General features: G+C 45.2%; 8 protein-coding genes. All 8 read left to right on the top strand.

Annotated features, from left to right (window positions below; genetic code table 11):
- The first annotated feature begins 268 nt into the window (after window positions 1–268).
- Window positions 269–835 (top strand): outer spore coat protein CotE, encoded by a 567-nt coding sequence (cotE, locus tag NQ117_RS04015; RefSeq protein ID WP_258276709.1) that lies wholly within the window; start codon window positions 269–271, stop codon window positions 833–835.
- A 157-nt stretch (window positions 836–992) separates the two neighbouring features.
- The gene (locus tag NQ117_RS04010) at window positions 993–2,531 is read left to right on the top strand and encodes a putative amidoligase domain-containing protein (RefSeq protein ID WP_258276708.1); all 1,539 of its coding nucleotides are present in this window, start codon (window positions 993–995) and stop codon (window positions 2,529–2,531) included.
- 132 nt (window positions 2,532–2,663) lie between these two features.
- Window positions 2,664–5,471, top strand: coding sequence for a DNA mismatch repair protein MutS (gene mutS / locus NQ117_RS04005; RefSeq protein WP_258276707.1), 2,808 nt, complete (start codon window positions 2,664–2,666; stop codon window positions 5,469–5,471).
- Between the two features lie 111 nt (window positions 5,472–5,582).
- Complete coding sequence (gene mutL, locus NQ117_RS04000) at window positions 5,583–7,847, top strand: DNA mismatch repair endonuclease MutL (protein WP_258276706.1); 2,265 nt, start codon at window positions 5,583–5,585, stop codon at window positions 7,845–7,847.
- 79 nt (window positions 7,848–7,926) lie between these two features.
- Complete coding sequence (locus tag NQ117_RS03995; RefSeq protein ID WP_258276705.1) at window positions 7,927–8,712, top strand: class I SAM-dependent methyltransferase; 786 nt, start codon at window positions 7,927–7,929, stop codon at window positions 8,710–8,712.
- A complete protein-coding gene (gene miaA, locus NQ117_RS03990) occupies window positions 8,696–9,649 on the top strand; it encodes a tRNA (adenosine(37)-N6)-dimethylallyltransferase MiaA (protein WP_258276704.1) in 954 nt (317 codons plus the stop codon). The genes NQ117_RS03995 and miaA overlap by 17 nt, the downstream gene beginning before the upstream one ends.
- 52 nt (window positions 9,650–9,701) lie before the next feature.
- The gene (hfq, locus tag NQ117_RS03985) at window positions 9,702–9,941 is read left to right on the top strand and encodes an RNA chaperone Hfq (RefSeq protein WP_028593637.1); all 240 of its coding nucleotides are present in this window, start codon (window positions 9,702–9,704) and stop codon (window positions 9,939–9,941) included.
- Between the two features lie 365 nt (window positions 9,942–10,306).
- Window positions 10,307–13,006, top strand: coding sequence for a transglycosylase domain-containing protein (locus NQ117_RS03980; RefSeq protein ID WP_258276703.1), 2,700 nt, complete (start codon window positions 10,307–10,309; stop codon window positions 13,004–13,006).
- The last annotated feature ends 122 nt before the right edge of the window (window positions 13,007–13,128 follow it).

Genomic DNA, 13,128 nt, shown 5'->3' with positions numbered 1-13,128 from the left:
CGGTTTTTTTACTGTTTATGCTGTTATATGCTTCTCTGTGAGGGTATTTCGATTGCATGTGACGAGCGGGAAAATCATATTATGTGTAAGGAAGTGTATAGAAAAATAGGGAGTTCACCAATGGTTCAACCATGCGTAACGACCTGAACAACAAGGCTGATGACCGCGATGGACAAGGAAAATAATTTTAGTGTGCGTCATTTTATCAACATTCGCCTATGTCCTGCATACACTTTAAAAGAATGATTGTATGGAGGAGGTCCATAGGATGGCAATTCGAGATAAGAACCACAGCCGTGAAATCATTACGAAAGCGATTTGCGGTAAAGGTCGCAAGTTCTCCGTCGTCACACATACGGTCACTCCGCCTCACAATCCGACCAGCATATTGGGGGCTTGGATTATAAACCATCAATATGAGGCGGTGCGGGCGGGGGATGGCATTGAGGTAATTGGTACTTACGATATCAACATCTGGTATTCCTACAATAATAACTCACAAACCGATGTTGCTAAAGAGACGGTATCTTATGCTGATCTTGTATCGTTAGCTTATGTTGATCCACATCACCGTGCAGCTACGGTAGAAGTGGCGGCAGAAGCAACACAAGAACCTAGTTGTGTGGAAGCGACAGTTTCTTCAAGTGGAACAAGTGTTGTTATTCGTGTCGAGCGGGAATTTCTTGTAGAAATGGTCGCTGAAACGAAAGTGTGGGTCGTTGTCAATCCAAACGGTGCATCCGAACTGGAAGACAAATATTTAGATTTTAGTAGTTCGAGTTCAAGTGATGACTATGAAGATTTAGAGCCATATTTGCCGGATGAAGAAACATAAGCTCGCCGCAGCCGTATGCGGCGGCTTCTTGTTTCCTGTACAACATCACTATATGCATAGGCAGCATGTTCGACGAGGGCGGGAGCCCTCTTTTTTTCTAAATATGTGATGCATTAGCTGCTTTTTTTCAGGTATGGAGGAAAAGGAGGTTCATTCGGTGGCGAAGACGACCACTTTTCGAACAAATTGGCTGCCGTGGGAGCTTAATCGATCTTCTAGCATTAACATCAAAAGGCTCAGCTGCTTGGAAGATCGTGCGCATCAGATGGAAATCCATTGGCTTATAGGAACTGTAGGGAACTATACGGATATTTCGAAACAATTGGATGCAGCTCATCCGCAGGGCAGAACGCTCGTGCTGAATCGCTATGCACGTCCATGGCAAAGTGGAACGATGGTCAGAAGGCTGCGGCAATTTGCTTTGCCAACTTCTTATGATGCGGTGTGGAATGACTCGTGCCGCACTAAAGATTCTCAATACATCCGCACCGTTACATTTTGGGTGTATCAGTGCGAGGTTATAGCAGCAGCCCACTGCCACAGCATGCCGCAGATGATTGGCATGCATCGGCCTATCGCAAAATGGTCTGATCCTCCTTATCGCAGGCTGGCACGGATGGCAGAGCGGGCTGCCTATGCACTTGGTTGGGATACGTGCTCTGTTACCATTCAAAGTACAAGCGATGCAAGTGTGGTATCTATGCAGAATGACCCGAGCTCGATTCAGCGATGCTATGCATTGGATGAGCCGCAGGAGGGTGACTCTATTGTACGAGCAGCCCCAGTTACTCGGAGGGATCCTGAGTGGGTGTGGAGGACGTATGAGGAGCGAATTCAATTAGATGCACGGATATTAGGTGAAGAGCGCGGCAATGAAAATCAGCAAAGACTAGATTTATCATTTGGATTAGATGCAGAGTTTATTTTGTACCATGCTGAACGCCGAAAAATTATACCAGCTTCTCGATTTTTTGATCTGGCTGGTGAAATTGGATGTGATGCAGTACGGATAGATGGAAAGGTTATGTATCCAATTTTGGAGCTTCGTCCGCAGCCGGTCGATTATGCTGCAGCGTTAGTGCCTGCGATCCGCAAATTGATGAGGACAGCTTCGAGTTCATTAAATAATATGGATCGTGAGAATGGCTCAAAGATTGCATGTTTGGCAGGATCGAAGCCCTTAAATCGATTTGCCATTGGGGCTCACTTGCATGTAGCAGGAAAAATGTGCACCTCAGAGCTTATTCGTGCGTTGGACACCTATTTAGCATTGCCTTGCTCTCTTCTAGAGCAGAGGCGGGAGAAGAGCGAACATAGGCGAAGAACGGGTTATGGCACACTAGGCGATGTTCGTCAGCACCCTCATAATGGCGCAGGTGGCTTTGAATATCGAACATTATGGAACTTTCTTGTTGATCCATCCTTAGGTGCGGAGCTGCTGAATGTATTTGAGGTCATCGTACGTCATTATTGGAAACTGCCAGGCCGAGAAGCTGCGCGTGATCCTATTGTCGCTGCTTATACCGAGGATTCGCGGCATGTTTATAAAGATCTTGCCATTAATCGAATAACTGAGTTGAAAATGTTCGCAGATGATAAGCAGCAATTATTGTTGTCTCAATTGATCCAACGATTGCGGGAAGAATGGACCTGGAAAGAACATACGGATGTAAGGATTGGTTGGATACATGCTTAAGTCATAGACGAAACGATGAAAAGTACGGGGTGAGGTCCTGTGCTTTTTTTGTTATACTAGATAAGTTAAAGAGATTATTCAATAACTGTTATATGAGAAAAAGTACTTTAAGAATGGCAATGGGGGTTGACGATGGCCACATACACGCCAATGATTCAACAATATTTAAAAGTTAAGGAACAGGCGAAAGACGCCTTTTTATTTTTCCGTCTAGGAGATTTTTATGAACTCTTCTTTGATGATGCATTACTGGCATCAAGAGAGTTGGAGATAACATTGACTGGCCGTGAAGGAGGATCTGCTGAGAAGATTCCGATGTGCGGCGTGCCTCATCATGCTGCAGAGAACTATATTCAGCGTTTGATTGAGAAAGGCTACAAAGTTGCAATATGCGAGCAGGTAGAGGATCCATCCGAAGCGAAAGGAGTTGTACGTCGCGAGATTGTTCGTATTGTGACCCCGGGTACGGTGATGGATGGCAAGACGATTGAAGAGAAGGCCAATCGCTATTTGCTGGCCGTTACGGAATTGGAAGGCAAGCATGCTTGGGCTGCATGCGACTTGTCTACAGGTGAGCTTACGGTATCTTCTGCGCCTATGGAAGGCAATTGGTTGCTTGATGAGGTCAACGTATATGTGCCTAGTGAAATGATAGGCGATGAGCATTTGCTGGAAACGGTAAAGCCGCTGACGATGACTTGGAATCGTCAAGTGTTGTTCACGGCATGGAAAGATACGAATGAAACATTGACACGGCAGCAGTTTGGAGAAGCTGCGTGGACGCGTTTGGACAAAGAGCGACAGAAGGTTGTAAGTTTGCTGATGTCGTATTTGCATGAGACACAAAAGCGTTCTTTGAGCCAATTTACAACGATTCAAGAACTGGAGCCTGATCAATATCTCGTTCTGGATCCATTTACTCGACGTAATTTGGAATTAACCGAGACGGTGCGAGAAAGAGCGAAGAAAGGGTCACTGCTATGGCTCCTCGACCACACAGAAACGTCCATGGGCGGTCGTATGCTTCGTCGCTGGATTGATAAGCCGTTATTGAATCGAAAATCGATTGATCAACGTCTTGAAGCTGTAGAGACGTTATACAATGATTTTATTGCACGTGAAGAGCTAAGGGAGCAGTTATCGTCCGTTTACGACTTGGAGCGCCTCGTAGGTCGTATTGCATTCGGTACGGCAAATGGCAGAGATTTAACGGCATTAAAGGTTTCGTTGGAACGGGTGCCCTCTTTGATGGAGCGTTGTATGACGACGTCTTCGGACACATTGCAGCAGCTAGCTCAATCGATGGATCCTTGTTCGGATATTAAGGAATGGATTGAGACTGCGATTAAAGACGAGCCTCCGATCTCCGTTCGTGAAGGTAACCTTATTAAAGATGGTTATCACGATTACTTGGACAAGCTTCGTGAAGCTAGTGTTAACGGCAAGCGCTGGATTGCCGAACTGGAACGCAAAGAGCGTGAAGTGACAGGGATTAAGTCACTCAAAGTAGGCTTCAATAAAGTGTTTGGTTACTTTATTGAGGTGACCAAGTCCAATCTATCCTCTTTGCCAGAAGGGCGATATGAGCGTAAGCAGACGTTAGCTAATGCCGAGAGATATGTTACTCCTGAGCTCAAGGAGCGGGAAGCGCTCATCCTTGAGGCGGAAGATAAAATGGTTGGCTTGGAATATGAGCTATTCAGCGAGCTTCGCCAACGAATCAATAGTCATGTTCGCAGACTGCAGCATCTAGCTGAAGCGATTGCGCGACTTGATGTGTATCAATCGTTAGCGGCGGTTAGTGCGAAGCAGCGTTTTGTGAAGCCACAAGTTCATGAGGGCTATAATCTTGATGTGAAGAACGGCCGCCATCCTGTCGTTGAGGCAGTCATGCAGCAAGGCGGCTTTATGGCGAATGATGCTCAATTAAGTGATGAAACAGCTTCTATGCTGCTTATTACTGGACCTAACATGGCAGGTAAGAGTACGTATATGCGTCAAGTGGCTTTGTTGCATGTGATGGCTCAGATCGGATGCTTCGTGCCAGCGGAATATGCGGTGATACCGTTGGTTGACCGTATCTTTACCCGTATTGGTGCAGCAGATGATTTGATCGGCGGTCAAAGTACGTTCATGGTTGAAATGATGGACATTCAGGTCATGACTGCAAAGGCGACGAAGCGCAGCCTTGTCATTATTGATGAGCTTGGGCGTGGAACTTCAACAAGTGAAGGGATGTCTATCGCGCAAGCGGTTATTGAATATGTTCATCATCATATTGGATGCAAAGCGCTTGTATCGACTCATTTCCATGAGCTCGCACATCTTGCAGACCATTTGGACAAGCTGCGCAATGTATCGATGGCTGTACAAGAGAGTGGCAGTGATGTTACATTTTTGCGCAAATTAGTAGATGGAGCTGCGAGCACAAGTTACGGTATTTATTGTGCCAAATTGGCAGGATTGCCTGAATCTATTATTGATCGGGCGTATGATTTGCTAACAGATTATGAATCAGATGTGCCGAATCAGGCTCATTTGGTTAAGGAAAATCATGCTGTTTTTGAATATCATGATCAAACCGCTGAGCAGGAGCAAAAGGAACAGCAGGTGCCTATTCATCATGAAGCAGCAGCTATTGAGCAGCTTGATTTGTTTGGCGAAAGAAGTGAGGCGGTTCGTTCTACTTCATCTAAGGGAGTTTCGGTTTCGACAGCGACAACGGCGAAGAATGAAGCTTACAGAATACATGAATCTACTGTTTCGTTCGAAAGAGAATCTGCGGTTTCCAAGGAAGTTGCCCTATCGTCAGATAACCACGAATATCGTCAGCTTATTGAGAAATTGAGTGAGGTCGATGTGCTGGAGTTGACACCGCTTGAAGCGATGAATCAACTGCATGCCCTTATGCGTGAGGCACGTCAGGCGATTAAACGATAGTAAATAGCGCGAATGCATGATGTGTACATTTATGCTGATGATGTGCTTTGTAGTTATATGTAGCTAGTTATATGAGTAATGAAAGTATAAGACTGCGGGGAGGGAACAAATATGGGTATTATCCAAGTGATGGACGAGCAATTGGCCAACCAAATTGCAGCTGGGGAAGTTGTTGAGCGTCCGGCATCCGTTGTCAAAGAGCTCGTTGAAAATGCAATTGATGCTGGCGCAAAACATATCGATGTAAATGTCGAGGAAGGCGGACTTCAACTTATTCAAGTAAAGGATAACGGCTCAGGTATTCAAGCGGAAGATGTGGAGACGGCGTTTGAGCGCCATGCAACCAGTAAAATCCGTACGAATCGGGACCTGTTTGCAATCCGCAGTCTTGGCTTCCGTGGAGAAGCATTGCCAAGTATCGCGGCAGTGTCCAAAGTGGAAGTTGTCACGTCGTCTGAAACGACGGGCTTGGGTCGACGCTTCGTGATTGAGGGCGGCCAGCGCATTGTAAATGAGGATATGCAATCGATGCAAGGAACCGTGTTTACGATTCGAGAGCTGTTCTACAATACCCCTGCACGATTGAAATATATGAAATCGATCCAGACTGAGCTTGGTCATATTTCTGATTATTTGTATCGAATGGCGCTTGCATATCCAAATATCGGATTTACATTAAAACATAATGGAAATTCGCTATTACAGACGGTTGGGAACGGTGACTTGCTGCAAGTGATTGCCGCGATCTATGGGGTGCATACCGCTAAGCAAATGGTTCGCATTGAAGCCGAACATTTGGATTATCGACTTGAGGGTTATGTAGGTAAACCTGAGCTTACTAGATCTAATCGGAATGCAATGTCTTGGTTTGTTAATGGTCGCTATGTACGCAGTTTTCCATTAAATCAGGCTGTTCTTCGTGCTTATCACACCTTGCTACCCATTAATCGCTACCCGTTGCTCGTGATGCAGGTGGCGATGCATCCTACATTGGTTGATGTCAATGTTCACCCTTCGAAAATGGAAGTTCGTTTCAGTAAGGAAGCAGAGCTCGTCCAATTCGTTGAACAAGAGATTCGTGATCAGTTGCTTGGACAGCCCTTGATACCTTTAGCAGCACCTCCAAAGGCAAAAGTTCGCACGATGGTTGAGCAAGTTAGCTTGGATTGGACTGCTTCGAATGTGAACGGCAATGAGTCTCAGATAGGCATGGGAGCTTTGTCTACTCCGCCAGAGCCGACGGTGAAGATGCAAGTGCAAGGGACCCAGCAAGCATCACTGGTGGCTGATGCTCAAATGGGTAGTGAACCTGTTGCGGCCAATGAGCAGGGTAGCATGCAGGAAATACGGCGGAGTTTCCATGAAGCTGCACATCCTGAAGCTTTAAAAAACGCATCATATACAGGAACACTGCCCGATACTGCAAGTGCAAGAGCTGCCGAAGAACATTTGCAGCAGGCGGCTAAAAGAGATAGGGAAAATGGCACGAAGAGTCATACAGGTAGTGCGAATGAGGGAGCATCTGCGCATCTGGGTGTGAATAAGTCCTATTATGATGAGCAGCGCTCGCGATCAGCAGCGAACGGCTCGCATATACCGTCTTCGTCCGAAACGTGGCGAGAGTCACGGGACAGTTCGGAGTATAAGCGAAACGCCGCTCATCCTTCAAATAAGCTGTCTAATCGGGATGGAACATCGCTAGGTTCGAAAGAGGCTTATCGTAAGCCTAGTACGCAGACTGCTAGCTGGAATCAGGCCATCTCACAACTACCGGCTGATGAGGTGTCTTTGCCAGCAGTCCCGGCGCTTCAATATATTGGACAAGTACACGGTACGTATTTATTATGCAGTAATGAAGAGGGTTTATATATTATTGATCAGCATGCTGCTCATGAACGTGTGAACTATGAGCGTTTCCGTGAGAAATTCGCGAAGCCGGAGGATGCATCACAAGAATTGTTAATTCCCTTAACGATTGAGTTTACGCCGAATGAGGCCAAACGGATTCTCGAAAGAATGCCCATGTTAGAACAAGTCGGAATAGGCCTTGAGCCCTTCGGCCAACAAACCTTCTTAGTGCGTTCGCACCCTTACTGGTTCCCGCAAGGGGAAGAGGAAGCTATTATTCAAGAAATGATCGATTGGGTACTTGAAGAGAAGGCTATTGACATTGGGAAAATTCGTGAAGCTGCAGCTATCATGTGTTCTTGTAAAGCTTCGATTAAGGCTAATCAGCGTATTACAGAGCTTGAAGTAAATGCCCTGTTAGCCCAACTTGGCGCATGTATACAACCATATACATGTCCACACGGACGACCAATAATTGTTAAATTTACAACTACGGATTTGGAAAAAATGTTCAAGCGAATTATGTAATAACGTTGAAGTTAGGTTCTTCAAACAGCATGATCATTTGTGTTTATGTTTCAAAACCGTTTATAATGAGGAGGAACCTATGATTATTACGACAGGGGATATGACTTCGGATGCCTTGATAGAACGGGCACGGCAGTTGGCGAAGCATATTGAAGTCCCATTTGTCGAACGCAGAAAACAGTCTTTGCCTCGCATGATGAAGAGGCTTGGCGATGATCAATTCATTGTCCTTACCGATGATGAAGTGCGTTTCACACAGGTTGGCAAAACAGATTTATTCTATCATCCGAGCATGGCGTATTTACGAATTAAGCGACATCTTAGTGGGATAGAGGATGTCATGATTCGAGCGGCGAAGGTACAAGCAGGTGATACCATTCTTGATTGTACGGCTGGGCTAGGCTCAGACGCGCTTGTATTTGCAGTCGCAGCAGGTGCTTCGGGCCGAGTAATCGCTTGTGAGAGTGAGTTGGCCATGTATGCACTTGTGAGAGAGGGTTTGCAAACTTATACGACGGAGTTGGAAGTAGTCAACGAAGCGATGCGTCGTATTGAAATGATTCATAGCAATCACTTGGACTTACTTAAGTCCCTACCTGATCGTTCAGTGGACGTCGTATACTTTGATCCGATGTTCCGGAAACCTGTTCGTACTTCGGCAGCTATTGATCCGCTACGAAATGTAGCGAATCACGAGGCTCTTCAGGAGGACGTTATCGAAGAGGCGAAACGAGTAGCTCGCCGCTCTATTGTCTTGAAAGAGTTAAAGTATAGCGGAGAATTCAAGCGACTCGGGTTCGAAGAAACGGTACAAACGGGCTCTAAACTAGCGTATGGAGTGATTGCAATTGACAACGACAAGTAATACTCGAACACCTCTCCTTGTATTGGTCGGGCCAACAGCTGTTGGTAAAACACGATTGAGCTTGGATATCGCAAAGAAGTTTGATGCAGAGATTATATCTGGAGACAGCATGCAGGTATATCGAGGGATGGACATCGGAACGGCGAAACTGGCAGTGAAAGATCGTGAAGGAATTCCACATCATATGATGGATATTCACAATCCTGATGACTCCTTCTCTGTTGCTGAATTCCAAACACGATGCACTTCTTTGATCGAAGATATTTCATCACGAAATAAGCTTCCGTTTATCGTTGGTGGAACTGGATTGTATGTCGAATCTGTCGCGTATGGCTTTGAATTTTCGGAAAGTGGCGGAGATGAGTCGTTTCGGACAGAAATGGCGGCGTATGCCGAACAGGTTGGCGCACAAGCACTGCATGACCGTTTAGCAGCAATTGATCCTTCTTCTGCTGCGCGTCTGCACCCAAACGATACGCGAAGAGTGATAAGATCTTTGGAAGTATTTCACATGACTGGGCGCACAATGTCCGAGCAATTGGAGGGGCAGCAACGTGTTTCTCCTTATGAATTATGTATAATAGGTTTGACAATGGATAGGGCACTGCTATATAAACGTATAGAGGCCCGTGTTGATGAAATGCTGGAACAAGGACTGGTCCAAGAAGTAGAAAGTTTGCTGGATGCGGGCTATGAGCGTTCACTTGTTGCTATGCAAGGCTTAGGCTACAAAGAAATAGCCTCGTATTTAGCTGGTGAACGATCCTACGAATTGGCAGTTGAATTGTTAAAGAGAGACACGCGCCACTTCGCTAAACGCCAATTGTCATGGTTCCGCCGTATGAAAGATATTCATTGGGTAGATGTGACAGATGGAAATAAAGCAGAAGAACATTTCTTACAAATTTGCAGTTTGTTAGCAGGAAAGTTTCGATAACAGGTTGAATATATTTCAACACAATCAATCTCATGATATGGGGGTACGGACGATGAACAAATCCATCAATATCCAAGATACATTCCTAAATCAACTTCGTAAAGAAAGCATACCTGTAACGGTTTATTTAACGAACGGGTTCCAAATTCGCGGTGTAATCCGTGCATTTGACAACTTTACAATCGTTATTGACAGTGACGGTCGCCAGCAGATGGTATACAAGCATGCGATCTCAACATTTACGCCGCTGCGTAACGTATCCCTAATGCAAGATCAACAAAATGACAACTAATGTTGTTTACAGTAAATGGATCTAGCATTTGGAATGAAACTTTTTAAAGGCACAGTACGTCAAATGTATAGTGGTGCTTAAGAACAACCCCAACGGGTTGTTCTTTTCATTACTGGGGCGAATGTGGGCGCATGGACTGTGGGTGAACGATAAAGCAGCACTTTTCATTTGTACGTGATTATACAGTATATTTATTTTCGTGTATCATGTTTCATTGAAGGGAACTTTTATTCGTCTGTCGTCCAATCGTTGTCCGTTGTGCAAGATGTTTCTAGACAATCATTGCTAGGGTAAAGACATAAAGTTGCGCTTCAGAGCTGCTATATGCTGGAGACGCAAGAATGATGTAAGGGGAGTCGGAAGAAATGGCAAATCAAGATAAAGATAAGCTATCTCGAACGCAATCACCGAGAAAGCCAAAACCGACAGCTAGCAAAAAGAAATCGTGGACGTGGAAGAAAACGTGGTGGTTGTTCTTCTTCACGACTGCTTTCGCGATCTTTTGTGCGGTTGGTGGATATTTGTTTATCATGTTAAATGGTGAACGGCTAATGAAAGAATATAAAGAAGCTGACTTGTTTAAAATGGCAGAAGCTTCTGTTGTATTAGACCGTAACGGGAAACAGATTGCTAAGTTAGGCCATCAGGTAAGTAACCGTGAAGTAGTGGAGAGCAAGGATATTCCTGACCTGCTGGCCCAAGCTTTTATTGCAACGGAAGATAAGCGATTTATGAATCACCAAGGTGTGGATTTGTGGTCGATCGGTCGTGCGATGGTTCGAGATGTTATGGCAGGCAGTCTCGTTGAGGGTGGTAGTACGATAACTCAGCAGCTCGCTAAAAATATGTTCTTAACAAGTGACAAAACGTTCTTCCGTAAAGCAACGGAAGTATCGATAGCAGTATCTTTGGAGAATCATTACACGAAGGAAGAAATTTTGACGATGTATTTGAACCGAATTTACTTCGGTAAAGGTGCATATGGTGTCAAGTCAGCGGCCAAGACGTACTTTGGTAAAGATAATCTAGATGATCTCAAGCTATGGGAAATTGCTACCTTAGCGGCAATACCTAAGGCGCCATCCCATTACAATCCAATTTCGAAGCCGGAGCAATCGAAACAGCGCAGACAAGTCGTCTTGAAATTGATGCGAGATGAGAACTACATCACGGACGAACAGATGAAGGAAGCTGCGGCAGTTGATTATGATCCGAGTGTGGGTAAGCAAAATCAAGAGAAATCCAAGACGAATCCGGCGTACCAATCTTATCTTGATTACATGGTTCAAGAAGCGGAAACGGTGACTGGTCTTACAGAGGATCAATTGTATCGCGGTGGCTATACGATTTACACAACGATGGACGCTCATGCACAGCAAGTCATGTATGATGAATTCAATGATGATAGCAACTTTGAAAAGAGTAAGGATGAAATTCAATCGCAAGCTTCTATGATTATTACGGATCATTCCAATGGTGCTATTATGGCGATGATGGGTGGTCGTGATTACGAGAAGAAAGGTCGCAACCGTGTTACGGATAAACGTCAACCAGGTTCGACGATGAAGCCAATTGCGACATATGGCCCTGCTGTTGATACAGGGGACTGGTATCCTTGGTCAATATTGCGTGATGACAAACAATGCTTCGGCAACTATTGCCCAACTGACCTCGGTCGCAACAAATATGTTGGTGCAATTGATATGACGACAGCGGTGAAGCGTTCAACGAACTTGCCTTCTGTCTGGTTGTTGAATGAAATCGGCCTAAAGCAAGGCTTTGAGTTCGCTCAAAAACTAGGTATTGATTTGCATAAAGATGATTATTCTTTGGCCTTGACGTTAGGTGGAATGACGCATGGTACATCCCCGCTTGAAATGGCGCGGGCATACAACGCGTTTGCAAATGGCGGTAAATACTATGATGCCTATACAATTAAGCTCGTTAAGGATAGCAAAGGTAAAGATGTTTATAAGCTTAAGGTTCAATCCGAACAGGTAATGAGTGAACAAACATCTTACTATATGACACAAATGATGCAGGAAGTTGTGAACAGTGGTACAGGTACAGCAGCGCAAATGGATCGACCTGTAGCTGGTAAGACAGGGTCTGCTCAGCATGGTATTCCAGGCTATGATGGACCAGGTGCTCGTGACTACTGGTTCGTTGGCTATACCCCTCAGTGGACAGCATCAGTATGGATGGGTTATGACCGTACAGACCGTGATCATGTGCTGAGAGGAAGTTCTTCTCAACCTGCTAAACTATATTCAGAAGTAATGAGCAAGGCGCTTAAAGGAACAGAATCAGGTTCTTTCCATAGACCTGACAATGTGAAGCGTCCAGAACCACCTAAGCAGCCAACGACTGTATCTGGCCTAACTGCTTCTTACTCGGAAAATACAAAGACGGTATCGTTAAATTGGAGCGCAATCCCAGGAAACGATGTTGTTTATCAATTGTATCGCAAGTCCAGTAAAGAGCAGCAATTTGTGAAGTTGCTTGGTGATCTTAAGTTAACCAGTGTAGAGGATATCGGTGTGTTCCCTGGTGAATCGTACACGTACTACGTAGTGGCCACTTCAGGCAGCATTGAAGGTGAGGCTAAGTCCGGCGAAGTATCTGTCACGATTGAGGCAGAAGAGCAGCCTGTAGTACCACCTGTTGATCCAGAACAGCCGCCTGTTGATCCAACAGTGCCAATCGTTCCAGAGCAGCCAGGTACTGGTGGAGAAGGTGAAGAACCCGGAACAGGCGAAGGCAATGGCAATAACAATGGCAACAATAGTGGAAATAACAACGGACAGAACAATGGAAATGGGAACGGCAATGGTCATAACGACGGCAACAATGGAAATGGCCAAGGCAATAATGGAAACGGAAATGGAAATGGTAGTTCAAACGGTGGCTCCAGTGAGGTTACTGACCCTATAGAAGGCGAAGGAACACCAAGTACTAATGCTACCGATGGGCAAATCATTCCGGAACAACCGCCTGCTGAAGGAAATCAATCTATTCCCGGTACAACAGGGATGAATAGAATGAATCAACGATTCGTTGCTTAACAGCAACTACTTCCTTGCATGTTATTGAAAGTACAATAATTGAAATGAGTAAGCTTACAGAGGCACGCATAAGTGAAAGACTGCGTGTCTCTTTTTTGTCTACACCTTTAACTGATGATCTA

Source organism: Paenibacillus sp. SC116 (assembly GCF_024733555.1).
Classification (GTDB): domain Bacteria; phylum Bacillota; class Bacilli; order Paenibacillales; family Paenibacillaceae; genus Paenibacillus_B.
This window is presented reverse-complemented; position numbering and strand designations above follow the sequence as displayed.